Origin of the sequence: Exiguobacterium sp. Leaf196 (genome assembly GCF_001423965.1) — a bacterium.
GTDB lineage: Bacteria > Bacillota > Bacilli > Exiguobacteriales > Exiguobacteriaceae > Exiguobacterium_A.
The window spans coordinates 197,339-222,914 of record NZ_LMPV01000008.1 but is presented as its reverse complement, the minus strand read 5'-3'; the positions used below and the strand labels follow the sequence as shown (position 1 = coordinate 222,914).

25 protein-coding genes, 1 rRNA gene and 1 pseudogene are annotated in these 25,576 nt (G+C 46.9%); 13 read left to right on the top strand and 14 right to left on the bottom strand.

Translation table 11 applies throughout. The annotated features are described in order from the left end of the window. Together ASG02_RS11875 and ASG02_RS11870 are read right to left on the bottom strand one after the other, a co-directional pair. Positions 1-229 (bottom strand): 16S ribosomal RNA (locus ASG02_RS11875); the annotation flags it as partial. A 313-nt stretch (positions 230-542) separates the two neighbouring features. Then, a complete protein-coding gene (locus tag ASG02_RS11870) occupies positions 543-1,412 on the bottom strand; it encodes a nucleotidyltransferase-like protein (protein ID WP_035412741.1) in 870 nt (289 codons plus the stop codon). Positions 1,413-1,526: 114 nt separating this feature from the next. Here ASG02_RS11870 and ASG02_RS11865 point away from each other — a divergent pair, with 114 nt between their 5' ends. Beyond that, positions 1,527-1,889 (top strand): DUF2614 family zinc ribbon-containing protein, encoded by a 363-nt coding sequence (locus tag ASG02_RS11865; protein WP_029340912.1) that lies wholly within the window; start codon positions 1,527-1,529, stop codon positions 1,887-1,889. Between the two features lie 15 nt (positions 1,890-1,904). On the opposite strand, the gene perR is transcribed toward ASG02_RS11865, so the two are convergent. Further along, the gene (gene perR / locus ASG02_RS11860) at positions 1,905-2,327 is read right to left on the bottom strand and encodes a peroxide-responsive transcriptional repressor PerR (RefSeq protein WP_369792039.1); all 423 of its coding nucleotides are present in this window, start codon (positions 2,325-2,327) and stop codon (positions 1,905-1,907) included. Between the two features lie 175 nt (positions 2,328-2,502). Between perR and ASG02_RS11855 the strand changes: the two genes are divergently transcribed. Next, the gene (locus ASG02_RS11855; protein ID WP_056063679.1) at positions 2,503-3,801 is read left to right on the top strand and encodes a glutamate-1-semialdehyde 2,1-aminomutase; all 1,299 of its coding nucleotides are present in this window, start codon (positions 2,503-2,505) and stop codon (positions 3,799-3,801) included. 48 nt (positions 3,802-3,849) lie between these two features. Here the strand turns inward: ASG02_RS11855 and ASG02_RS11850 are convergent, their stop codons facing one another. The 4 genes from ASG02_RS11850 to mutY all read right to left on the bottom strand — a co-directional run bounded on the left by ASG02_RS11850 (position 3,850) and on the right by mutY (position 7,774). Next, the gene (locus ASG02_RS11850; RefSeq protein ID WP_035412790.1) at positions 3,850-5,583 is read right to left on the bottom strand and encodes an ABC transporter ATP-binding protein; all 1,734 of its coding nucleotides are present in this window, start codon (positions 5,581-5,583) and stop codon (positions 3,850-3,852) included. Positions 5,584-5,673: 90 nt separating this feature from the next. Continuing rightward, positions 5,674-6,216, bottom strand: a complete 543-nt coding sequence (locus tag ASG02_RS11845; RefSeq protein ID WP_023467311.1) for a DUF402 domain-containing protein — start codon at positions 6,214-6,216, stop codon at positions 5,674-5,676. 116 nt (positions 6,217-6,332) lie between these two features. After that, entirely contained in the window at positions 6,333-6,758 is a 426-nt protein-coding gene (locus tag ASG02_RS11840; RefSeq protein ID WP_035412732.1) for a hypothetical protein, read from the bottom strand. Next, entirely contained in the window at positions 6,758-7,774 is a 1,017-nt protein-coding gene (gene mutY, locus ASG02_RS11835; protein ID WP_056063677.1) for an A/G-specific adenine glycosylase, read from the bottom strand. The genes ASG02_RS11840 and mutY overlap by 1 nt, the downstream gene beginning before the upstream one ends. Before the next feature lie 103 nt (positions 7,775-7,877). Here mutY and ASG02_RS11830 point away from each other — a divergent pair, with 103 nt between their 5' ends. Continuing rightward, complete coding sequence (locus tag ASG02_RS11830) at positions 7,878-8,861, top strand: metal-dependent hydrolase (RefSeq protein WP_056063674.1); 984 nt, start codon at positions 7,878-7,880, stop codon at positions 8,859-8,861. Between the two features lie 45 nt (positions 8,862-8,906). Here ASG02_RS11830 and ASG02_RS11825 read toward each other — a convergent pair whose 3' ends face one another. The 5 genes from ASG02_RS11825 to ASG02_RS11805 all read right to left on the bottom strand — a co-directional run bounded on the left by ASG02_RS11825 (position 8,907) and on the right by ASG02_RS11805 (position 14,496). Next, on the bottom strand, positions 8,907-9,179 hold the full coding sequence (locus ASG02_RS11825) for a YfhJ family protein (RefSeq protein WP_056063671.1): 273 nt from the start codon (positions 9,177-9,179) through the stop codon (positions 8,907-8,909). Beyond that, complete coding sequence (locus ASG02_RS11820; protein ID WP_056063669.1) at positions 9,176-9,496, bottom strand: DUF1811 family protein; 321 nt, start codon at positions 9,494-9,496, stop codon at positions 9,176-9,178. Before ASG02_RS11820 ends, ASG02_RS11825 begins: the two co-directional genes overlap by 4 nt. A 60-nt stretch (positions 9,497-9,556) precedes the next feature. Further along, positions 9,557-11,617, bottom strand: a complete 2,061-nt coding sequence (locus ASG02_RS11815) for an ABC transporter ATP-binding protein (protein WP_056063666.1) — start codon at positions 11,615-11,617, stop codon at positions 9,557-9,559. Between the two features lie 14 nt (positions 11,618-11,631). Beyond that, on the bottom strand, positions 11,632-13,359 hold the full coding sequence (locus tag ASG02_RS11810; RefSeq protein ID WP_056063665.1) for an ABC transporter ATP-binding protein: 1,728 nt from the start codon (positions 13,357-13,359) through the stop codon (positions 11,632-11,634). Between the two features lie 321 nt (positions 13,360-13,680). Next, positions 13,681-14,496: a RecX family transcriptional regulator gene (locus tag ASG02_RS11805; RefSeq protein ID WP_056063661.1), complete on the bottom strand. Its 816-nt coding sequence runs from the start codon at positions 14,494-14,496 to the stop codon at positions 13,681-13,683. A 133-nt stretch (positions 14,497-14,629) separates the two neighbouring features. Between ASG02_RS11805 and ASG02_RS11800 the strand changes: the two genes are divergently transcribed. From ASG02_RS11800 to ASG02_RS11770, 7 genes are all read left to right on the top strand, one after another. After that, positions 14,630-15,538 (top strand): TIGR01777 family oxidoreductase, encoded by a 909-nt coding sequence (locus tag ASG02_RS11800; RefSeq protein ID WP_056063658.1) that lies wholly within the window; start codon positions 14,630-14,632, stop codon positions 15,536-15,538. A gap of 18 nt (positions 15,539-15,556) precedes the next feature. Next, positions 15,557-16,696, top strand: coding sequence for an amidohydrolase (locus tag ASG02_RS11795; RefSeq protein WP_035412712.1), 1,140 nt, complete (start codon positions 15,557-15,559; stop codon positions 16,694-16,696). 230 nt (positions 16,697-16,926) lie between these two features. Beyond that, positions 16,927-17,487 (top strand): GNAT family N-acetyltransferase, encoded by a 561-nt coding sequence (locus tag ASG02_RS11790; RefSeq protein ID WP_023467300.1) that lies wholly within the window; start codon positions 16,927-16,929, stop codon positions 17,485-17,487. Between the two features lie 127 nt (positions 17,488-17,614). After that, entirely contained in the window at positions 17,615-18,298 is a 684-nt protein-coding gene (locus tag ASG02_RS11785) for a response regulator transcription factor (RefSeq protein WP_023467299.1), read from the top strand. Then, positions 18,295-19,689 (top strand): cell wall metabolism sensor histidine kinase WalK, encoded by a 1,395-nt coding sequence (locus tag ASG02_RS11780; protein WP_056063655.1) that lies wholly within the window; start codon positions 18,295-18,297, stop codon positions 19,687-19,689. The genes ASG02_RS11785 and ASG02_RS11780 overlap by 4 nt, the downstream gene beginning before the upstream one ends. Next, complete coding sequence (locus tag ASG02_RS11775) at positions 19,689-20,252, top strand: TVP38/TMEM64 family protein (RefSeq protein ID WP_056063653.1); 564 nt, start codon at positions 19,689-19,691, stop codon at positions 20,250-20,252. Before ASG02_RS11780 ends, ASG02_RS11775 begins: the two co-directional genes overlap by 1 nt. 32 nt (positions 20,253-20,284) lie before the next feature. Then, positions 20,285-21,163 (top strand): aldo/keto reductase, encoded by an 879-nt coding sequence (locus ASG02_RS11770; RefSeq protein ID WP_056063650.1) that lies wholly within the window; start codon positions 20,285-20,287, stop codon positions 21,161-21,163. A gap of 69 nt (positions 21,164-21,232) precedes the next feature. Here the strand turns inward: ASG02_RS11770 and rlmD are convergent, their stop codons facing one another. Both rlmD and ASG02_RS11760 read right to left on the bottom strand, forming a co-directional pair. Continuing rightward, positions 21,233-22,618: a 23S rRNA (uracil(1939)-C(5))-methyltransferase RlmD gene (rlmD, locus tag ASG02_RS11765; protein ID WP_056063648.1), complete on the bottom strand. Its 1,386-nt coding sequence runs from the start codon at positions 22,616-22,618 to the stop codon at positions 21,233-21,235. 40 nt (positions 22,619-22,658) lie between these two features. Then, entirely contained in the window at positions 22,659-22,871 is a 213-nt protein-coding gene (locus ASG02_RS11760; protein ID WP_023467294.1) for an SE1561 family protein, read from the bottom strand. Positions 22,872-22,955: 84 nt separating this feature from the next. Between ASG02_RS11760 and yfkAB the strand changes: the two genes are divergently transcribed. The 3 genes and pseudogenes from yfkAB to ASG02_RS11745 all read left to right on the top strand — a co-directional run. Continuing rightward, complete coding sequence (gene yfkAB / locus ASG02_RS11755) at positions 22,956-24,068, top strand: radical SAM/CxCxxxxC motif protein YfkAB (RefSeq protein WP_056063645.1); 1,113 nt, start codon at positions 22,956-22,958, stop codon at positions 24,066-24,068. Positions 24,069-24,155: 87 nt separating this feature from the next. Further along, on the top strand, positions 24,156-24,338 hold the full coding sequence (locus ASG02_RS11750) for a hypothetical protein (protein ID WP_023467292.1): 183 nt from the start codon (positions 24,156-24,158) through the stop codon (positions 24,336-24,338). 71 nt (positions 24,339-24,409) lie between these two features. Beyond that, positions 24,410-25,561 (top strand): annotated as a pseudogene (locus ASG02_RS11745) (MFS transporter); the annotation flags it as partial. Between the last annotated feature and the right edge of the window lie 15 nt (positions 25,562-25,576).

The window sequence follows — 25,576 nt, the reverse complement described above, 5'->3', positions numbered from 1 at the left end:
AGCGCCTTTCATCAGCGGACCATGCGGTCCGTTGAACTATCCGGTATTAGCTCCGATTTCTCGGAGTTATCCCAATCCTTGAGGCAGGTTCCTTACGTGTTACTCACCCGTCCGCCGCTCATTCCACTGCCTTCCCTCCGAAGAGTTCCGTCAGYTTCCTGCGCTCGACTTGCATGTATTAGGCACGCCGCCAGCGTTCGTCCTGAGCCAGGATCAAACTCTCCATACACGATTGACGAAGCTTGCGCTTCATTCGTTTTTGTATTCCGTAGAATACGATTTTTGCCTCATCGTTCAGTTTTCAAAGTTCGTCGTGTCGTTTTCAGCGACTTTAATAAGATATCACGGAATAACTTAAGCGTCAATCCTTTTTTGAAATCTTTTTTCTTTCCTGTCACCATCCAGCGCGTGTTGCCCTGTCGACATGTATTAATATACTATCTCGGTATAATACCGTCAATAGTTTTTTTAAAAAAACTTTTAAAATCTTTTTTTCTTCTATATATAGCAAAAACAATTCTAAGAAAAAGTAAAGCCGATCGTCATACGACCGGCTCATACGTCACGAGTTCGACTCCCGCCCCTTTAGTCGTTTGATATGAGATACGAATCAAACCTTTTCGCATGAAGAAATCGATTAAGCTGCTCAAATCCACTTTAACTTCTTGCAATCGTTCTTCTTCCATCAATTCATACATCGTCCAAGGATCCGTCCGTTCACGCATAATTTCGAATAAATAGCGTCCTCCCGATAAAACCTTGGACTGCAAAAGGTGCTCAAGCCCAATCAAAGCAAGATGAATACGTTGATCTAGTGTCTCTTCACTCATCAATAATTGCTCGTATAGTTTATAGACATCCGGGTCATCGAGTCGCGCCTGTTCCCAAACGACCGTTTCAGGATGTTTTCCTTTTTCGAGGACGGATAACCGTGCCAGGTGATGCAACGCATGATGGACATGTGTATAGGCATCATAATGATGTCCGCGACTAAACAAGTTTCTTCCATCTTGGAAACGACGCAACAATTTAGCAAAGGAAATCGTCATCTGTAAATGTCGTTCCTCATCAGGAAAATCGAGTAGTTGTCTTTTTAAGTCAACTAAGTAATCGTTTCGTTCGAATACGATCGTCCCTTCAGCAATCCAATGAATTGCTCGTCGATTAGCGTTCAATAAAATCCAACGCGATAACACATCCTCGTGTACAAGATGTAAAGATACTTTCAACGTATTCAATCGGTAATGTTTAATCGTCCATTCGACTTCCGGATCTCTTGTGATGACAACAAGAAGTGTATCAAATTGATCTGTCAGAGAATCCCGTGGTTGTCGTTTTTCGACCGCAATGATTCCTTGAGTTTCACGATAAGCCGCGTATTCCGAATAAATCGTTCGTGTTGCTTGTTCCATTTACTTCTCACCCTTCTATACGAACTCGTCGTTACCATTTTCGACAAAAAAACAAGCTTTCCTTCTTCAGGCAATCCCGCATCTTATGCTAGACTGACAACAGGGGGAATTCACTTGAAAAAACAACGTAAAAATAAAATAAACCGCGCGCGAAACTTAGCAATGTTTCTCGTATTCGGCGGTATGCTCGTCATGTACGGCGGTCTATTACTCAAACAATTCGAGATCATCATGGTCTTACTCATGCTTCTCGGTTTCGTTATGGTTCTCGCCAGTACGGCACTCTACTTCTTGATTGGTCTAACATCAACGAAGGCAGCTGTCGTTACTTGTCCGAATTGCGGAAAAGAGACAAAAGTCCTTGGTCGCGTTGACTTATGTATGCATTGTGACGAACCACTGACGATGGATCCTTCTCTCGAAGGAAAAGAATTTGACGAAAAGTACAATAAACACAATAAACGAGCTCCCCGCTAAGGGCAGCTCGTTTTTTTATTGGACATTCGATTGACAGTCCGGGCAAGTTCCGTACACTTCTAATCGGTGACGATCGACTTTAAAGCCTGTTAAGTGCGCCGCAACCGTTTCGACATCATCGAGCACAGGATAGTTGAAGTCAACGATCTTTCCGCAATTTTCACAGATCATGTGGTAATGGCGTGTCGTAACGAAGTCGAAGCGACTTGAAGCGTCTCCGTAATTCATTTCCTCAACGATTCCTTTTTCTCGAAACACGCGTAAGTTATTATATACAGTCGCCACACTCATATTTGGAAATCGATGTTCGAGTGCACGATAAATCTCATCCGCTGTCGGATGTGTGTGTCCCGTCGTCAGATATTCTAAAATCGCGTGACGTTGTGGTGTCATTCGAACGCCTGATTCCCGAAGTGACTTCACGGCGTCATCCAGCATTTCGTTAGCCACGTCCATCCCCTCATTTCTATCTTTCATTGACTATCAGATTATAATCTTTATAATTAGTCTACCTACAAAAAGTCATTCCGTCAACGGCTCTGCACCGGATTTGACGTCCATGATACAATCATATCGTGATATTTTTCACGAATCATCGATTGGAGGAATCCTCATGTCTACCCACACTACTCGCCCTACTTCAGAGGCGTTATATGAAATCGCACAAGAGTGTATCGTTGGTGGCGTCAACAGCCCATCCCGTTCATTCAAAGCCGTCGGCGGCGGTGCACCTGTCTATATGGAAAGCGGAAAAGGTGCTTACTTTTATGATGTCGATGGCAATCGCTACATTGATTACTTAGCGGCCTACGGTCCGATCATCACAGGACACGGTCACCCCCACATTACGGAAGCGATCACACACGCTGCCCAGAACGGTCTTCTTTATGGCACGCCCCACCGTCTAGAAATCGACTTTGCACATAAACTACAAAAAGCGATTCCTTCGCTTGAAAAAGTACGTTTTACGAACTCCGGAACGGAAGCCGTCATGACGACGATTCGCGTCGCACGAGCATATACAGGTCGTGAGCTTGTCGTGAAGTTCAGTGGCTGTTACCACGGTCACTCGGATTTGATGCTGATCGCAGCAGGAAGTGGTCCAGCGACACTTGGTTCTCCCGATTCAGCAGGTGTCACGAAAGCGACGGCAAAAGAAGTCATCACGACACCGTTCAATGATATTGAATCGTACCGTCAAATCATGGAACAATGGGGCGATCAAGTCGCTTGTGTACTCGTTGAACCGATCGTCGGAAACTTCGGTATCGTCGAACCGCAACCTGGATTCCTTGCTGCAGTCAACGAAATTACGCATGCTCACGATGCACTTGTTATTTACGATGAAGTCATCACTGCATTCCGTTTCACGTACGGCAGTGCACAAGAGTTACTCGATATCCGCCCCGATATGACGGCGCTCGGCAAAATCATCGGTGGTGGTTTACCGATTGGTGCTTATGGCGGTCGCAAGGAAATCATGGAACACGTCGCGCCACTCGGTCCGGCTTATCAAGCGGGAACGATGGCAGGTAACCCAGCATCCATGGCTGCCGGTATCGCTTGTCTTGAATTACTTGAGCAGCCTGGTGTCTATGAAAAACTTGATCACCTCGGTGCCTTACTCGAACAAGGTGTACTGGAAGCAGCAAAACGTCATGACGTCACGATTACGATCAACCGTCTAAAAGGTGCCATGACGGTCTACTTCACGGATGAAACAGTCATCGATTACGATGGTGCAGAACGTGCAGATAGCGAGATGTTCGGACGTTTCTTCAAATTGATGCTAGAAGAAGGCGTCAACCTCGCTCCTTCGAAATACGAAGCGTGGTTCCTGACGACGGAACATACGGAAGCCGACATCAAGGAGACGATCGCAGCAGTCAATCGTGCCTTTGCTCGACTTTAAGTCTCTTCACTAAAAAAGCAGCGCCCTCGCAAGGGGCGCTGTTTTTTGTTATTCGACGAGTTCCAGATTTTGAATGGCATACAGTTCAAAATAAGCGCCTCGTTTTTGCATGAGAACTTCGTGTGTGCCAATTTCCGTAATCTGACCATTTTCAATGACGACGATCTTATCGGCATCGGTAATCGTTGATAAACGGTGCGCGACAGTAAACGTTGTCCGCCCTTTTGCAAGACGCGCTAACGAATCTTGAATCATCGCTTCGCTCTCTAAATCGAGCGCACTCGTCGCCTCATCCAAGATTAGAATCGGCGGATTCTTCAAGAAGACCCGCGCAATCGCAAGACGTTGTTTTTGACCACCCGATAACTTGACGCCTCGTTCACCGACCGGCGTATGATAACCGTTCGGTAATCGTTCGATGAATTCGTGGGCATTCGCTGCTTTTGCTGCTGCGATGACTTCCTCGTCCGTCGCGTCCGGATTCCCCATCTTGATGTTCATTTGGACCGACTCACTAAATAGAATCGATTCCTGCATGACCATCCCGATCTGATCGCGAAGACCTCGCAACTTCAAGTCACGAATATCAACACCGTCAAGCGTGATCCGACCGGCAGACACATCATAAAAACGCGGAATCAAACTGACGAGCGTTGATTTCCCGCCACCTGACATCCCGACGAAAGCAATCCGTTCGCCTGCCTGAACGTCAAGCGTCAAGCGATCGATCGCCAGCTCGCCGCCTTCTTCATAAGCGAAACTGATGTTTTCAAATTGAACGTTTCCGCGGACATCTTTCGGTTCACGCGCATTCGGTTTTTCCGTAATGTCGTACGGCTCATCTAAAAACTCGAACATCCGGTCCATCGAGGCAATCGACTGTGTCAACGTCGTTGAGGAGTTGACGAGACGACCGAGCGGTGCATACAGACGGTCGATATAACCAATGAACGCGACCATCGTCCCGAGTGTCACTTGATTGTTCAAGACGAAGAACGCCGCCGTTCCGAAGATCAGGATTGGTGCGAAGTCCGTAATCGTCGATACGACGACGTATGTCCGCGCATTCCAGTTCGTTTGACGAAGCGCTGCTTTTAAGAACCCATCATTTTGATGTTTGAACGCTTTGTTCTCGTGTGGTTCCAGTGCAAAACTACGGATAACCGCCATGCCGTTGACCCGCTCCGTCAAATGACCTTGTAGCTCCGCAAGTGCTGCCGAGCGTTCCCGTGTCAATCCACGTAAGCGACCGTAAAAGAACTTAACGGCGAGGGCGTAGAAGGGTAAAGGAATGATGGCGATAAGCGTCAACTTCGGATCAATCGTCCACATGATGGCAATGGCAATAAAAATCGTGATCATATCAAGCCATAGATTCATTAATCCTGTGACGACGAAGTCTTTCGTCTGCTCGACATCATTGATGATCCGCGAAATGACTTCTCCGGTTTTCGTATTCGAATAAAAACGAAGCGACAATTTCTGAACATGATCAAACAATCGGTTCCGTACGTCAAATAGAATCTTCGACGCTGACCATTGTGCGAGATATTGGCGAACGTATTCAAGCGGCGGCTTGACGATCAAGAAGATGAAGACACCTGCTCCGATCAAATATGCCAATTGCTTACTTTTTTCAGCCATCGGCATCGTGTTCCCAGTTAGGATATGGTCGATGATGTACTTATACAACAATGGAAGTCCGAGTGGGATCGAGAACTTGATGATCCCGACGAAGACCGTCAAGAGGATCTGTTTTTGATACGGCTTGACGAACGCCATATACCGACGAATCGAGCCTTGTTTCTTACGTTTTGCTTGTGTTGCCACATGTTTCACTTCCTTCAACTAAAAAAAGACGATGGCGAACCATCATCTCCGATATCTTGTTTCATATTCACGATACCACATATCCACAAAAGCCGGGTTAAATGGACCCTTGCGACTACGAATCCACTGGATCAGGATTTGGACATTGTCTTTCAAAATACGATCGATCGCCTTCGGATAATTCATCTCGCGGCGATGTTTCTCATATTCGTCCTCATCGAGGATCATGTAGGACATATCCGGATATACTTTGATATCTAAATCATAATCAATGTACTTGACTGCTCGATCTTTCTCATCGAACGTAGAAGGGGATCCGAGGTTACAGTAGTAATAAATGCCATCCTCCCGAATCATGCAAATGACATTGAACCAGAGTTCTGTTGAAAAATAACAGATTGCAGGCTCTCGCGTTCGCCACTGACGACCATCCGATTCACTGACCATGATGCGATCATTGAACCCAATCAATTCTTCTTCCGTCGATTTCAGCACGAGCGTTTCTTCCCAAACTCTGTGTAAGCTCCCGTTATGTTTGAAACTTTGAATCTCAATCTTGCTACTTTCTTTTGGGAATCGACTCATGTGCTACTCCTTTCTAAAGCGTTTTTCTTCCATTCTGTTATACTCTCGTGCTTATTATACCCATTTTCAGAACACATGAAAAACGAAAGGGTATTTTTTCAGAAAAATGACGGAATTCAGCCTTGAAAGTGATTCAAAATCGCATTTTTTCGCTGTTTGAACATCGGTTTCAAGATGAATGCTTCAATGACGAAGGCTGGTAAGAAGGAGGCATACGTCACTTCATCCATGAAATAGACGCCAGATTCACGTTCTTCGACTCGGTGCACGTGGCACCAGGCACGAAACGGATACGGCACTTTTGTACCAACATCGACGAAGACATATTCTTCTACGAAAGGAATCCAAGACGTCCACGAGACAAATAGTGGTGAAACTCCGACACGTAGACGAATCGTATTCCCGGCTCGCGTCCGTGTATCACCCGACGTCTTCACTTGCGGAAATACCGTCAATCGACTCAATGCCTTGGCATCACTTAAAAAATCCCACGCTTGCTTCTTTGATGTATCGACACGCGTCTCAAATCGAAAAGTATGCATTAAATCTCCCCCTTTAATAGTCGATCAATCTTCATTTGGGCGACAGATATCGGATGCGTCGCATACGTTTCCTGATCAACTAGTATCGTCTGGTCCGGCTGTTCCGTCACGCGATAGACAGCAATCTCCCAAATCCGGTGTGAGAAGATGTGTCGAACATGTCCGATAAGCGTTCCGTCACGCTCTTCTTCTGCTTCTCGAAGTGGGTATTGCCACATGCCAGCAAGCAAACCGGTCTCCGCCCGTTGTTCAATTGCGATTTTTCCGTCTGCTTCATAAACAAGAGCATCATATGGAATAATTTGCGTCTTTCCTTTCTTCGTCTTCACAGGCAATTCTTCCTGTGCATTTCGGTCATATGCGAAACAAACGTCTTGAACAGGACAGAGTCCACACATTGGTGACTTCGGCGTACAGACCATCGCGCCAAGTTCCATCAACCCCTGATTGAAGCTTGACGGATCAGCTGGATCAATCAATTGACGCACGGCCGCTTCAAACAATTTTCGCGTCTTCGGTGCAGCGATATCTTCATAAATTCCAAGTACACGCGATAGGACGCGCATCACGTTCCCGTCCACTGCCGGTTCTGCTTGCCCATAAGCAATCGATAGAACTGCTCCTGTCGTATACGGACCGACACCCTTCAGTTGACTGAACAATTCCTTCTCATCGGGCACGATTCCATCATATTTTTCAACAACTTCCTGAACCGCGATTTGAAGATTCTTGACACGGGAATAGTACCCTAAGCCTTCCCAATGCTTCAGGACTTCACTTTGATCCGCCGCTGCTAAATCATGCGGTGTCGGAAAACGTTTCGTGAAGCGCTCATAATACGGAATAACTGTGTCGACGCGCGTTTGTTGGAGCATGATTTCACTAATCCAGATATGGTAAGGATTTTTGGTTTTTCGCCATGGGAGATCTCGCTGTTCACGAAGGAACCAGGCAATTAGTTCTGTGGTAAATTGTGTTTTGTTAAAGTTTGTGAAATATTCTTGAACGACAGTCAAAAGGTTACCTCTTTTCTCTTGGATACGATATATTAATTAAAAATTACTCGGCAGAACCACGATGGATTCACCATCACGATTTTATAGAAGGAGCGAATTCGCATTGGATACTGGTACGCATATCGGCATGGGACTTTGTCTCGCCGCCATCTCGACGCTACACCCTGACGTCGCAGCGAGCACGACGATGTTTGCTGCCGTGACGACGACGGCGCTCGTCGGCTCACACGCCCCGGACTTCGACACTGTCTTCAAGTTTAAAGGAAACAGCGCCTATTTGCGCCAACACCGCGGAAAATCACACGGATTGATCGCCTTACTCGCCTGGCCGTTATTACTTTCGATCGTCATCGGCACGTTATTCGGTGTACCTCCGACTTCATTATGGCTGATGGCACAGATCGCTGTCGCTCTTCATGTCTTCGTCGATCTGTTTAACGCTTACGGAACACAAGCCTTACACCCGTTCAAAAAATCCTGGATTGGTTGGGGTGTCATCAACACATTTGATCCGTATCTGTTCACGATGTATTATGCCGCGTTCGGGATTTGGTTATTGACGAAAGCGACGATCGTCATCTTCCCGATTTTGATTGCCATCGTCATCATTTACTACGCTGTTCAATTCAAGTTGCGAAATGACGCGCTTGCGACCGCAGCGCGCTATTATCGCGGCGCACACAAGCTTTTCATCTCACCTGGCATGAAATGGGATGAGTGGCATGTCGCAGCACGTTTACGCGATGAGTATTCTGTCGTTAAGATCAACAGTGGAACCGTCATCGAATGCGGAAACTTCCGAATCAAGGACGAACCGCATGGTGACGCCTTGTATGAAATTGTTAAACAAAACGCGGACTTGCAAGCATTTCTTGAGTTCTCGAAGATTCATACGTATACGGTCTCACGAAAAGATGGCATTGTCGAATACCGCTTCACCAACCTGCGTTATTTCACGAAGGAAGTCTATCCATTCGTTGCCGTCGTCAGAATCGACGCTGCTACACAAGAAATCGTCAGCTCCTATACCGGCTGGGTGTTCAGCGAACGGACTTTGCAGAAAAAACTGTTCATCCCTGCTTTATAAAGACAAAGCTCCGCGCAACGGAAATCCCGATGTGCGGAGCTTTTTTCATTCGACGTTTCGACCTGTCATCAAATGTTTGAATTTTTCGTTCGTCGTATTAAACCGGTGTAACATCGCCCCATGCTGTTTAATCTGTTGCTCGACGAAATGAACCGCAACGGCTTCACCTTGATACTTCTCACCTGCGCGCGCAAGTGTTGCTTCGAAATCTTCCCATAAGACTTCGACCCATGTTAATGCCTCGTCGGGCGTCAGTACGTCGTTTACTTGTAATAATTCTTCAGCCAGTTGCTTTAGTGCTTGTTCTCGATTCGTCATGCCTGCTCCCCCTCTCCTGTGAATAATGCGAGCGGAATCGCGACTTCTTGAGCAGTTCCTTCAAAATGTCCCCAGCCCATGACGCCATTGACGAAGTGTAACTCAAATCGCGCCTCTTCTCCTTCAATTCGGTAAAAGGCTCCCCGTTCGAATCGTTTCGGATCGATCAAATAACTTTTCGCAATGGCGATTTTTCGCGTTACGACCTCCACTTCACTGACATTCCCGTGTTGCTCCGCTTTTCGTTTTTGTTCACTTAATTTCGTGATCAACATCTCAAGCTCGTATTTCGATAATTGACTCATCCGTGTCTCCATTACAAAAACTCCCCCTCTTCGTTTTTCAGTATAAACGAAAAGGAGGAGAAACTGGATGGATTAGCTTGATTTCAATTCTAGATTCCGCTTACTTTGTAACGCATACATTTTCGCATAAATCCCGGACATCGCGAGGAGTACATCATGTGGTCCTCGCTCGACGATCTGACCATGATCGAGAACAAGAATTTCATCAGCATCCTTGATCGTCGATAAACGGTGGGCGATGATGAAAGTCGTCCGTCCTTTCGTCAACGTCAATAAAGCATCCTGAATGACCGCTTCGGTTTCCGAGTCAACACTCGCTGTTGCTTCGTCAAGAACTAGGATCGCAGGGTCGAACGCCAGTGCACGAGCAAAGCTGATCAACTGTCGTTCACCCGCTGATAACGTAGCACCTTTTTCGATGACCGGTTCATCGAGTCCGTTTGGTAAACGATTAATGAATCGATCCGCGCCGACGGCTTCGATCGCTTGTCGTACCCGTTCTTCGGAAATATCAGGATTACCGAGTGTGATGTTCGACCGAATCGTTCCCGTAAAGAGGAACGGATCCTGTAAGACGATGCCCATATGTTCACGGACCGCTTGTTTCGGTAAAGTCGTCACGTCCTGTCCATCAATCAATAACTGCCCTTTTGAAGGATCATAGAAACGCATCAGTAGGTTCATGATGGAGCTTTTCCCGCTACCCGTGTGACCGACGAGGGCGATCGTCGCCCCCGGTGCTGCGTCGATTTGAATCTCACGCAATACGGGATTCCCCGCCTCATAACTGAATTCGACGTCTTTGAAGGACACCGCACCTTTAAACCGAGGCACGCGACCTTGTTCGACCGCTTCTCCCTTTTCGTCGAGCAACTGGAACATCCGGTCCGCTGAGACGAGTGCTTGTTGCAGTGGCGATAGCTGATTCATGATTTGAGTGACCGGTTCGAACAAGCGGGACACGTAATCGATGTACGCATATAAAATCCCGAGCGATAAAAACGATCCGTTCATCAGACTTTTCCCACCGACGATCCAAATCAATAGGGCGAGCGTCAGGTTTTTCAAAAAGTAGGATAAGTTGTGTGACATCAAGGCATCAAGTCGTAACAACTTTGCCCGTGTCTGATAGTTTTCTTCGTTCTTTTGTTCGAATTCGGCAAGGACTTCCTTCTCACGTGCATATGCCTGAATGATTGGCATCGTCTGGATGTTCTCATTCAGTTGACCATTCATGTCGGCAACGAGTGAGCGGACCTTGAAGTTATTCTTCGTCGCGAGTTTCTGGAACAGTTGGATCCAGAAATAGACGATCGGAATGATGATCAGCGAAACAAGTCCTAATCGATAATCGAGGAAGAACATCGCGACGAGAATTCCCGCCATCGTGATGATCCCCGAGAAGACCCGGGCGAGCACACCGAGATAAAGATCGCGAATCGTCTCCGTATCATTCGTGACTCGACTAACGATTTTCCCGATTGGCGTCTGATCGAAATAACGGACCGGTAACCGTTGCAGATGCGTAAAGACATCAAGACGCATCCGTTTAATGATTTTATGGGCAGAGCGTTGGAGCAAAATTTGTTGAATCCAGTTCAAACCAGCTGCTGCAAGCAGCAAAATGACGTAGATCAACGATAACCAGCCAATCGCTTTTAAGTCCTTTGAATAAAAATCATAGACCTGCCCTTGTGTCAGCTTTTGAATACCGTCATACGTGTATACATCGTTTCCACGCGTGACCGTCAGCGTATTCCCACTAATTTTCCGTTCTCCTCCACTGACGACTTGTTTCGGTACGAACAAGTATCCCTTAGCCGTTTGGACGATCGAGACGGATCGAACGATTTCACTTTTAGATACGTCTTGTGCTTTGGCGAACTGACGACCGTCATACGTGACCGCACCGTCCGCTTTAACTTCAACCCAGTCCTTTTCAATCGCAACGATATGTTCATCAATGATGACTTTGGCGATATACGGACCTGTCAATTCCGCTCCGACTGCTAATACGAGTAGAAACAATCCTAAGAAAATTGCTTTTTTCTCATGCATCGCATAGCGGATTAACGAACGGATCGTCGTCTTCCGACGTGTCGGATCGAGTTGATATAATTCCAATTCATTCATGCAGAGGCACCTCCTTACATTTCTTCACTTTGTCGCTCGAATTGTTGAGCGTACCAGCCATTTTGTGCCATCAGGCTGTCATGTGTTCCTCGTTCAGAAATCATTCCGTCTTGTAAGACGATGATTTCATCCGCATGTGCCACTGCCGATAAACGATGGGCAACAATCAATGTCGTCGATTGGTGGCGATTCGATCGAATCGAATCAATGATATGTGATTCCGTTTTCGCGTCTACCGCTGATAGTGAATCATCAAGCAATAGCAATTCTGGTTTTTTTAACATCGCCCGCGCGATCGACAGACGTTGCTTTTGACCTCCTGATAACGTGACACCACGTTCTCCGACCATCGTCTCAAGTCCTTGTTCAAGCGTCTCGATATCTTTTTCGAACGATGCGAGACGAATCGCTTCCTGCAATTCTTCTTCTGTCGCTTCACCTGCACCAAACAAAATGTTATCCCGAACAGATTTTGAAAATAGTAAATGTTCTTGTGACACATAGCCCGTCCAACCGCGAACCGTCTCTAGCGCAATATCTTCATACGGTACGCCGTTGACTGTCAGCATATCCCGTCCAATCGGATACTCACGTAAGAGTTGACGCAAGAACGTCGTTTTCCCGGATCCCGTTGGTCCGACGATCCCGATCGTCGTTCCTTGTTCGATCAAAATATTCAAATCTCGTAAGACTGGATGGGCTGTCTCTGGATACGTAAACGTCAAATCGTTCATCTCGATTCGCTCGGGATGTTCGACGTGTTTCCGCGGTGTCGAAGCAATCAACGGTTTGACTCGCATCGTTGCTTCTAAGCGATCAAGACTTGCTGTTCCGCGCTGGATGACATTGATCAATTCACCAAAGGCGTACATCGGCCAGATCAGCATCCCGAGATAGATGTTAAAGGCGACCAATTGTCCGAGCGTGATGTCGTTCGTAAAGACGAGATATGTCCCGAACGATAAGCCGATCAAGTAACTAAACCCGACGAGCAACTTGATGATCGGTTCAAATAAGACATCGATTTTTGCGACATGCATGTTTTTCTCAAAAACATCCGTCGTGACATCGTCGAACCGTTTAACGTCGACTGGTTCTTGGACGAACGAGCGAATGACACGCAGTCCGGAAATCGACTCGACGACCTGATCATTCATCGTTCCGAACGAATCCTGGGCCGTGATGAAACGCCCGTGAATCTGACTTCCGAGCTTATTCATCGCGTAGGCGAGAAGCGGCATCGGTAACAAGGCAGCAAGCGTCAGCTTCCAATCGATCGCGACACCCATGACAACAAGCGTGATCGCTGTCATGTTCAACGAGTCGACAAGCGTCAAGACACCAAATCCGGCTGTCCGCTCGACCGCCTTTAAGTCGTTCGTCGCGAGCGCCATCAAGTCTCCCGTCCGATTCTTTTGATAGAATGTCGGCGTCAGTTTTAATAAGTGCGTAAAGAAACGGCTCCGCAGCGTCCGTTCTAATAAAAAGGCCGTTCCGAATAATTTCGCTAACCATTGATACGTCAAGAGGAAGGAAACGATAGAAATGGCTGTTAATCCGATGACATACTGCAAAAGTGTCGTCCGGTCCATCGACCCTGATCGTAAACCGTCGATGACCTTACCGATCAGCCACGGTGGCGTTAAATCGATGAAGCCGGTGATGATTAACAAGACGACTGCTACGAGGTACGATGATTTGTGTTCTTTAAGAAACCAACTCAATTGCTTAAATAAACGCATGAGGGTCCCCCCTTTACTGTAAAATGAAGTACTTTTTCCGAGCACGCAAAAAGGCATACGGATTTCCGGATGCAGTCCGAGAATCCGTATGCCTTGAAATGGGCATGATCCATTCTTGTTCGTCTGCGCGCTCGGGAGACGAATCCCCTTGCTCGCACATGAAATGAATTACTTATACGTGCTCAAGAGTCTCCGTCGTATTCAGCTGTTGGATATGAGTGAAACCAATTGGCTTTTTCATAGGACGGTTCCTCCTTTTCTTAGTCTGTGCGTAGAATAGCACAATTGTCGGATAATTGTCAATTTTTCGTCTTGCTTTTATTATTCCACCTCTTCTTCTTTGACTTGTTCAAGGACTTGAGCCGCTAGTCCGTATGGAAATCCTTTTCGGACGAGCGCTTGCTTCACTTTCTGTTCGCGTTCGAACGGTTCAAGTTGCCGGTATTTCGGATAATACTTGCGTGCTTGATAAAGGGCCGCTTGTTCTTCTTCGTCCCCTTCTTCAGCTCGGAACACCTCTTCGATACCCGCCTTGATCAAGTCGGACGAGAAACCGCGTTGCATGAGTGTCATCTGTAGCTTTTGCGTCAGTTCCCGCACGGAACGCCGTTGCAGCTCTTTTTGCTTTTGCCGCAAAAACTTCAGGACTTTTTCGTATTCTTCTTCATCCGTAAACGTCACGATCGCTTCATCAATCGCTATCTTCGGTATCTTCAATGCCTCAAGGTCGCGGCGAATCCGTCCAGGTCCTTGTGGTGTCGTCGCTTTTTTCGTTGCCGTATAAGCAAGTGCGAACTGTTGATCATCTAGATAGCGTTGCTCTGTCAATCGCTCGATTGCATGTTTGATCGCATGCTCCGGTGTCTCTTTCTCTGTTAAATACGCGACGACTTCACTCGTCGCCCGCATGCGGTACGATAAATGATTCAATGAGAGACGATATGCTTTCTGCTGTTCTTCAGCCGTCAATACTTCCTTGACGAAGTCATCATCGAGTTCTTTATCGCGTTGCAGATTGTATTTGATTAAAATATCGACGTCTACGGCAAAGGCATACTCTTCTTTGCCATCACGCTCGACATAGATATTAAATCGTTCGCTGTTCTTTTTCTGTGTCGAGATCCGTTTGATCTTCATTACATTCCCTCCTCTAACCTGACTCGGTAGTTCTACGATATCATGAACAGGCAGGTCTATGTTTGAGTGAAACCATGGAACGGGAACAAATGGAAAGAAGCTACTTTTACTTATTTCAGGGAGGATGAATTACATGAACATTGCGATTACCGGTGGAACCGGTATGATTGGTCAAGCCTTGACGAAGCGTTTATTAGAGCAAGGACATCACATATTTATCTTGACGCGTCATCCGAAAGCGAACGATGCGCATGTCACATATATCAAGTGGATGACAGAAGACGCAAAACCGGAACAGCACTTAGAGGGCGTCGATGCATTCATTCATCTGGCTGGTGCTTCGATCAACGACGGACGTTGGACGGATGAACGTAAACGCGTCATTCTCGACAGCCGCGCCAGTACAACGAAGGAGCTCGTGCGAATCGTTGAAGCACTCGATCAAAAACCAAATGTCGTTTTGTCTGCTTCTGCGGTTGGCATTTACGGACAAGATCGGCATCAAACCTTCTCTGAAGATCAATCCCTTCCACCGACCGCTGACTTCTTAAGTCATGTCTGTGTTGCGTGGGAAGATCTTGCTCGTCCGATTGCTGACGCTGGCATTCGACTCGTCCATCCACGAATCGGTGTCGTCTTGACGAAAGCCGGTGGCGCTTATCCGTTAATGCGTCTGCCTTATGTTTTGTTTGGTGGTGGGACGATGGGCGACGGTAAACAGTGGGTCTCCTGGGTCCATATCGATGATTTAGTCGATTTATTCCTATTCGCGCTTGAAACTCCGACAGTCGAAGGACCGCTGAACATCACTGCGCCTCACCCGGAGACGATGCGCCGTTTCGGACAGACGATCGGAAAAGTCTTACATCGCCCACACTGGCTCCCGGCACCACGCTTCGCATTAGAACTCGCACTCGGTGAAAAGAGTACGATTGTACTAGAAGGAGCTCGTGTCGTCCCGAAAAAAGCGCTCGAAAACGGATACAAGTTTCGGTATGCTGAACTAAAGGATGCATTACGAGCAATCGAGCATTCAAACTAGTACAAGGGTGGACGATACTTGGATATCTTAATTCGAAATGCACATATCTATCCGATTACTTCGGACAGTTTTTACGGGGACATCCGCATTCGTGATGGGAAAATCATTGAAATCGGTGAATTACTGGATCATTTAGAAGACGATCAAGTCATTGAAGCAGAAGGTCACTTTTTATTGCCCGGTTTCATCGATGCCCATACACATCTCGGATTATATGACGAAGGTACCGGAACCGTCGGAAATGATGCGAATGAGACGATTTTCGCGATGACTCCTCATCTGCGTGCCATTGATGGCGTTTATCCGCTGGATGAAGGCTTTAAGGAAGCTGTCGAACACGGAATCACGACCGTTCAAGTCATGCCGGGTAGCATGAACATCATCGGTGGCGTCACGAGTGTCATCAAAACGCACGGACGATTCATCGATGATATGATTCTTCGAAAGTATGCGGGTCTGAAGGTGGCGCTCGGTGAAAACCCGAAGCGTGTCCATAGTGCTGGTCGTGCCGGTGAACTGACACGGATGGGCATCATGGGGATGTTGCGCGAAGCCTTTCTTGAAGTTCGAACGCAACCGGTTTCCGAAACCTTCGCCCATCAAATGATCAAACGGGTCCTCGATCACAAGATGCCGCTTCGTGTACATGCACATCGAGCAGATGATATCCTTTCCGCCATTCGTTTCGCGGAAGAGTTTGATCTTGATTTACGCATCGAACATTGCACGGAAGGTCATCTCGTCGCAAAAGAGATGGAACAATTACCGATCGAAAAAGTGACGGTTGGACCAACCTTTACGCGAAAGTCTAAAATCGAACTGAAGAATAAGACATGGGAAACGTACCGGATTCTTCACGAACATGGTCTTGAAATTTCGATTACGACCGATCATCCATACACGCCTGTCCAATACTTGAACCTCTGTGCTGGTCTTGCCGCACGAGAAGGTCTACCGGTCGATGTCGCCTTACGCGCGATCACGATTCATCCAGCCCGTTCGCTCGGTGTGGACGATCGTGTCGGATCGATCGAGGTCGGAAAAGACGCGGATCTCGTCTTGTGGAGTCACTTCCCACTCGACTATTTAGCGAAGCCGCTCATGACGATGATTGATGGAAAAATCATTTTTGAACACGCTCAACTGAACTTGACTTAATCCCACCCCCGCCAGGTGTTTTTTGCACCTTTCGGGGGTTTTAGACGCTTACGGAAAACATCTTGTTTTTGTATCTTTTTTCACAAAAATTATTTTCTTGCAATTTTAAAAAAAGAAGGTAATATTATCTTATCCGACAACTGAAGAAGGCATACCATGCGCGGTTCAAACGAGTCAGACAGGTAGCTTTCGACAATCATTCTTGCGGTCCTAAAAGGAGGAATGGAAGTATGCTCAAGCAACGGGAGCTGAGCGACTGCGCTGATTTGTTCGAACTGATGCAGCATCAAGACGTATATCCGTACGTCCGCCAAAAAACACGGTACTTTGATGAATTTCTGTTTACTACAAAGCAGGCAATCGAAGAGGAAGAACGTGGTGAAATCGTATCACGTACCATCCTAGATGAATTCGATCAACCGATTGGTACGATTAGTTTACTCGATATCGAAGGACAATATGGGTTTCTCGGTACATGGTTAGGTAAACCGTATCATGGTAAAGGATACAATCATTTAGCGAAAGAAGCCTTCTTCTCTGAGCTGTTCTTCGAGCTCGGATATGAGAGTGTCTTCATGAAAATTCGCAAAAGCAATATTCGGTCACAAAAAGCAGCTGAAAAATTGCCGTATGCGTTCTGTGCGGATGAGTTGCGCCCTGCGCTTCTTGAGCAATTGAATGCTGGCGAAACACAGTTCACGCTGTATGAAGTCTCAAAATCTAGTTTCCACATGTACATTCATGGTCGGGAACTCGAAACACTATACGATCACCAACAACTCGAAGCATGAGGGCCTTGTCTCTCATGCTTTTTTGTGTCCACGCATGCGTTTCTAAAGTTTGAAATGGTATGATAAATAAGAAAACTCATCTTTATGGAAGAAACCTTTTCTTCTACAGGAAATGGAGCGAAGACTAATGCCAGAATCGTTTAACATTCTCGTAGTAGATGACGAAGCACAAATGCGTGACCTTCTCGTCTCGAATCTCGAAAAAGAACACTACACGACGATGACAGCTTCTAACGGACAAGAAGCCATCCATCTCATTCAACAAAATACATTCCATCTCGTTCTACTCGATGTCATGATGCCGGAAATGGACGGCTTGACAGCCTGTATGCGCATCCGTGAGTTCTCAAATGTTCCGATCATCATGCTGACGGCACGTTCGGACGAACTCGACCGCATCCACGGTCTGAAAATCGGAGCTGATGACTATATTACAAAACCATTCAGCCCCCGAGAACTACTTGCTCGTATCGAAGCGACTCTTCGTCGTTCTCACCGCTTTACAGTTGATCAATCGGCTACTTTAACGCTCGGTATGCTTGAACTCGACACTGAAAGTCGGAGTGTCCATGTCAATGGCAAACCGGTCAGTCTGACGCGCAAGGAATTTGATTTGCTGCATCTGTTCGCTCAAAACAATGATAAGGTCTTTTCTCGCGAACAGTTACTCGATCAAATTTGGGGTGCGGATTATATCGGGAACTTACGGACGGTCGATACGCATATCAAAACACTTCGTTTAAAGCTCGGGGAAGCTGGTGGCTCGATTCAAACCGTCTGGGGCATCGGTTATAAATTCGAGGAAGTATGATTAAGCGCTATACGATCCGGCGCCGGATTTGGATCACGATTTGGTTCACGAGCGTTTTTTCTGCCATTCTGTTCGTCCTGCTGACGTTTTATCTCTACGACCGGTTCTATCTTCAGACGCAAGAAGATATCTTATTGAACCGAGGGGAAAAGCTAATCAACATTTACAAGTCCGAAGGCTTATCTGGTGCTTTTTACGATGGGATGACTTATACGAATGAATTGACGGAATCGAAAGTCTTCTTCATCGATTTTCTGAAGAAAAATCCGGCAGGACTCCGTTTTTTGACGAATGCGGACATCGAACAGCTTCGTAATGGCGAGACGGTCGTCTCGAGCCGGACCCATCCGATAGAAGGAACGGACATTCTAATGACTGGATTTCCGATCATCGAAAACAATCGACTGGTCGGTACATTGATTTTATATCTAGAACTCGGTCAAATCAGTGAACCATTCCGCCCACTCCGCCTGATGATCTTCTTCATGATCGGACTGATCGTCTTGAATCTCGTCATCTTCGGACGACAAATCATCGATACGATCATCCGTCCGTTGATCGACATGAAGCGCGCCTCGACTGTTTATGCACAAGGTGACTTTGATTACCGGATTCCGATTCAATCGGACGATGAAATCGGAGAACTCGCAGAAACATTGAACAAGATGGCGGAATCGCTCGGTGAGGTCGACGAGCAGCGGAAGGAGTTCCTCGCAAACGTCAGTCATGAATTGCGGACACCTCTCTCCTACATTCGTGGCTATACGGAGATGATGCAGGATGATTCGCTCGAGGAAGAAAAGCGTGCGCAGTATTACCAAATCATTGAGCGGGAAACGGAGCGTCTGCAACGTCTCGTCAATGATCTGCTCGATCTCGCTCAACTTGAACGCGATTCCTATCCGATGTCGAAACAACCACTTGTCTTCAGTCAAGTACTTGAAGATGTCATTTACCGGATGGAACCGATCGCCCAGTCAAAAGGAGTCACGTTCGTGATGAATCTCGATCCGGATCAAATTGTCTTAGGCGATACAGACCGTCTCGAGCAAGTCTTCGGCAATTTACTCGATAACGCTTTACGATACACACCGCCCGGCAAACAGATCTTCTTATCGACTGAAACGATCGGCGATCGGACGCATTGTCTTATCCGGGACGAAGGAGAAGGCATTCCGGAAGAACATCTCGATCGACTGACGAAACGTTTTTATCGCGTCGATAAATCACGGACGCGGAAAGATGGCGGAACCGGTCTTGGTCTTGCGATCACAAAACACATCATCGATCGTCATGATGGGACGATTCGGTTCGACTCCGTTCTTGGAGAAGGAACGACCGTCCACATCGAGTTACCGCTTCTTCCGGATGAAGAGGATGAATTCGAATAATGGAACAACATGTCATCCAAACCTTTGAACTCTTCGGACCGTTCGCTCCGTTCGTTAGTGTCTTGGTTGGCGTCGTCATCAGTGTTCTTGGTGTCCTACCGAGTACGTTCGTCACCGCTGCGAATCTTGTCTATTTCGGGCTATGGACGGGCACATTGCTCTCCTTCACTGGTGAAGTCCTAGGTGCGGTTTGTGCGTTTCTACTTTACCGGAAAGGACTACGATATGCCCTTCGTCGCCCGCTTCCAGATCGAGTCAATCGTTTGCAACAAAAGCTCCAAACACAACAAGGACATGAAGCTTTTTGGACGATCATTTTGTTACGGCTGTTACCATTTGTCCCGTCAGGCATCGTCAACATTGTCAGTGCTGCTAGTGGTATTTCCATCTTACTCTTCCTAACTGCGAGTACGATTGGAAAAATTCCAGCGATGTTAGTCGAAGTGCTCGCTGTCCATCAATTCATGCAATTCTCGTCCATCGTCCAATGGTCGATTGCAGGCGTGGCACTCGTTGGTTATCTGATCTATCGTAATCGCCAAAAACGAGCATCATCGATATAAAACTACAGGTTGTCTGAAAGGAAGTATCGTTCATGGAGTTAAGACGTTTTGGAACATCCGATCTATTTGTGTCCCCGCTTGGGTTCGGAGCCGGTCACATCGGTGCAGAACAGATGACGGGCCGCGAAGCAATCTATTTGCTCGAACAAGCACGTGATCTTGGCATCAATCTGATCGATACAGCACGCGGCTATGGCTTATCGGAGCAACGCGTCGGACAATTTCTAAAGAATCGTCGGCACGACGTCATTTTGTCGACGAAAGTCGGCTATGATGTTCCCGGTACACAGGATTGGACGTTTGAAGCGGTTCAAGGTGGCATCGATCAAGCCTTACAGACGATGCAAACGAATCATCTCGACATCGTACACTTACATTCTTGTAGTCGAGAAATCCTCGCTCAAAGTGACGTCATCGAAGCGCTTGAACAAGCAAAACAAGCTGGGAAAGTCCGAGTCATCGCTTATTCTGGTGACCGAGAAGATTTGCAGTATGCCATCGAAACGAAACGCTTCGATAGTTTCCAGACATCCTTCAATCTGTTTGATCAACGCGTCGATCAAGTCTTACCTACACTTTTGAATCACGGGGTCATCGCCAAACGTCCAATCGGTAATGCACCGTGGCGCTTCACGGATCGTCCGGTCGGACAATATGTTGAACCATACTGGGAGCGAGCGCAACAACTGGCTTATCCACTCGAGGAATCTAGCTGGCTTGAGACCGCGTTACGTTTTACAGTTTTCGAACCTGGAATCACGACGGCCATCATCGGAACGTCTCGACCAGAACACCTCGCTTTGAACCAGCAATTGATTGAACGTGGTCCACTCCCAGCTGACCGCGTCAGTCAATTGAAGGAACGTTTTTCCGAATGTGATGCCACGTTCGATTATGTTTCGCAAACGTAAGTGAGCAGTCACAGAAAAAAAGCCCGTATGTTCACTCGTTCAAGGAGTGCATACGGGCTTATTTCGCGCTTAGAACTTTTTCTTTTTCTTCTTTTCGAGCACGACGATCGCTTCAACGTGCGCCGTTTGTGGGAACATATCATACGGTTGAATGTACGATACCTTATATCCCGCTTTCATCAAATGATCGCAATCACGTGCAAGCGTCTGCGGGTTACACGAGACATAGATGATTTTTTTCGCCTTAGACGAAATCATTGCGTTCAATAACTGCGTATCACAACCTGAACGGGGGGGATCGACGATGAAGACGTCTGGAATCCAGCCTTCCTTCACCCAACGTGGAATCCATGCTTCTGCCTTACCGACGACATAATGCGCATGGTCAAAGCCATATTGCTTCATATGCGCATTCGCATCTTCAACTGCTTCTTCGATGATTTCCATACCACGGACTTCTTTTGCACCCTTAGCAATCCAAAGTCCGATTGAACCGACACCTGCGTAAGCATCAACGACACGTTCTTCGCCTGTCAAAGCAGCAGCACGGGCAATTTCCTCATACATCCGTTCTGCCTGTTCCGGGTTCAACTGGAAGAAGGCGCGTGGCGACAGTTGATACGTGAACTCGCCCATCTCTTCTTCAATCCGTTCGACACCGCGCAAGACTTCCGTCTCTTCTCCAAAAACACGTGACGTCAACTTATCATTGATGTTCAGCGCGACCGAGACGACACCTGGAATGTCCATGATATCGCGCGACAAACCCTCTAGATCACGGAAGCCGTCTTTAAAGGCAACGAGCACGACTTGAATTTCACCCGTTTTGATTCCTGTCCGGACGACGATATGGCGCATGACACCGTCTTGTTTTGCTGCATGGTAAACAGGTACTTTATAATCGTTGAGTAATTTCGTGACAGCTTGGTTGACACGAAGCGTATCCTTATTTTGGACGACACAATCATCGATTGCGACCAGACGATTCGAATTCGCAGAATAGAGACCACTAACGATTTCATTGCCTTGTTTCCCGACGACGAATTGTGATTTATTGCGGTAACCCCACTCCTTCGAACCAATCGTCGGACGGATATCGGCCTTTTCGACATTCAATTTCGTTGATTTTAAGAACGCATTGCGAAGCATCTCTTCCTTATAACGCAATTGCCCATCGTAACTCATATGTTGTAATTGACAGCCACCACAGACACTATAGACTGGGCAAAGTGGTGTCACGCGGTCTGGTGAACGATCGTCACGCTTTAAGATCTTTGCATTCGCATAGTTCGCATGGATTTCCGTGATCTCGATTTGCGCCGTCTCACCTACAAGCAATCCTGGGATGAAGACGATTTGTCGCTCGAGCGTCGCGATCCCTTCACCGTTGATGCCCATCCGTAGACAAGTGACCGAACGGACCTCACCTGTCTGTAATTTGATTTTTGTTGCCATTGATTTCATCCTTTCTCTTTACGCAAATGAAAAAGCGGTCTCAATCTACCGCTTTTTTCGTTTCTTCTTGTTCTTTCATATCCTTCGCATACCGAACGACTTTCGCCTTGAGTTGATCTAGTGATACGATCAGTCGTTCCAAATCTTCGATATCTGATGATTCATCGAGTGAATCGATTGTATGACAGAGAAGCTGCATTCTTGATTTTAGCACATTCATTTGACCAAGTTTATCAGTTCTTGCTTTTCCCATTATTCAGACTTCCTTTCTTCCGCTGGATTCCGACGTTATTTTAGCATACGATACGAAGTGGAGCACTAAAAAGGAGGAGTATCTATGTCACATTCATCACCCATCACGATCGCGAACGATCCGTGGGAAGCTTATCGCGACATTGAACAATACGGCACGGTCCGTTTGACGAACATTGAAGTCACGACGACAAAACTGTGTAACATGCGCTGCGAACATTGTGCCGTCGGTTACATGTTATCCAGTAGCGAGTCACCTGAAATCCCTGTCGAACTGCTTATTCAACGTCTGGATGAAATCGAACACCTACGCGCCTTTTCCATTACAGGCGGCGAACCGATGCTTTCAATGAAGTCCGTCAAGGAGTACGTCGTCCCTTTACTTAAGTATGCCCACGAACGTGGCGCTAAAACCCAAATCAACTCAAATTTAACACTTCCATTATCTCGTTATGAATTAATTATCCCTTATCTCGATGTCTTGCATATCTCACATAACTGGGGAACAGCCGATGATTTCATCGATGGTGGCTTTGCGATGATGGAGCGAAAACCGTCACGTGAAGCACGAACGAAACTATTTGAAACGATGAAAGAGAATGCTCGTGTCTTGAATGCACGTGGTGTCATCGTGTCTGCCGAAACGATGATCAATAAACGGACGTTGCCACATCTTGAAGCGATCCATAAAGAAATCGTCGATATGGGCTGTGTCCGTCACGAAGTGCATCCAATGTACCCAGCTGACTTCGCGTCGATGATCGAAGCCGCTAGCTTATCCGAAATTCGCAATGGAATCCATCGTTTGCTTGACGTCCGGGATCCGAACGTCTGGATGTTGTTCGGAACACTCCCCTTCTATGCTTGTTCAATGGAGGAGGCAGATTTAGAACTGCATCGTCGCTTGCGTCAGGAGAAAAACGTATCGGTCCGAAATGACCCAGATGGTCGTTCCCGTCTCAACGTCAACATCTTCGACGGTGAAATCATCGTAACCGATTTCGGTGACGAACTCGCTTCGCTCGGTACGATTCACGAGACATCTTTCAATGATGCGTATGCTCAGTGGCAAGAGACAGAACTGAATAAAAGCTTGTCATGTCACTGTCCTGCGGTACAGTGCCTTGGACCGAACGCACTTGTGAAGAACGCATATTACCCTGAGATTGATTTCACAAAACAATCGAGTCGGCTTTAAGAATGAAAAATAGGTTTTGAACGATGGCGTCCCGGGAAAAATGTCACAAAGTAGACACATTCTGTTTTTTAAAAAGGGGTGACCGGGATGGAATGGCTCGTAGGTATTGTCGCAATCATCGGTACGTTCAGTATGGTCTTGTTCGTCATGATGGTTGGTATTCGTGCTTCACACAGTATCGAACATGATGAAGTGTTCGATCAGACAGATTGGGATGAACATCTGCTGCACATGCCGCGTCCGACACGTTTTGAACAAGAAAATAAATGAAGCACGCCCCAGTCTCCCGTTTTAGAGACTGGGGCGTGTTATGCTAAAAGAAAAAAGAAAGGTCGTCGTTACTTGTGTCACGCCGTTTTGCTCTCATTTTATCAATCGTCTTCATTTCCGGTTTCACCCAAGGATTGCTGATTCCATTGCTATCCATTTTACTTGAACGCCAAGGGACACCCGCCTTCATCAACGGTCTCAGTGCTGCCGTTCTATACATTGGTGTCATCGTCGCTGCCCCGCTCATGGAAGGTCCACTGCGACGACGTGGTTATATTCCCGTCATTTCGTTCGGACTCGCTCTTGTTGCAGTGGCGGTCTTCTTGTTCCCACTCCTTCCGAGTGTCATTGCTTGGATGATCTTACGATTTCTCGTCGGATTCGGTGATCAGACGTTACACTATGGATCACAGGTTTGGGTGACGTCCATTACCCCAAATGAACGGTTAGGGCGAACGATGTCGTTATACGGGATGGCATTCGGTCTCGGTTTTGCCTTAGGTCCTCTTGCTGCACCGCTCGTCGATGTGATCGATTGGTTACCGTTCGTGTTAACAGGGACTTTAACTGTCATCGTTCTAATTTTACTATTCCGTATACCGAACGAAAAACCATCGTCCGTCATGCCAGAGGAACTACAAAGTGCTGCTTCACGGTATCGACTCGTCCTATCGACTGCTTGGTTTACATTACTTCCTGGTTTTACATACGGTTTTCTCGAAGCCACACTGAATGCCAGTTTTCCCGTTTTTGCGACGCGTAACGGATATGGTTTATCCGAGACAAGTACCTTAATCACGACATTTGTCGTCAGCTCATTGATCATGCAGCTACCACTCGGGCGACTTGCCGATCACTTCGGAAAACGTCGGACGTTAGTCACTGTACTGTCGATTGGTTCCATCGCTTTTCTCACTGCTTGCTTCGTCTTCGAACGTTACGGTTGGTTGTTCGCGATTTTTGCCGTCAGTGGGATGGCACTCGGCTCGACCTATTCGCTCGGTGTTGCCTATATGACAGAACAGTTACCACGTCATCTTTTACCAACCGGTAACTTACTTGCAGGGATTGCCTTCAGTCTTGGTTCGATTCTCGGACCGATCGCTGGTAGTCTGTTCGTTACACTTCCTTCCATGCTGTATTTCAGTTTATTTGTTCTTGTCTTAACGACGCTTGCGCTTCTACTGCGGTATGCAAAACGTCACGAGACACCCGAAATCTAAAAAAAACGGATCTTG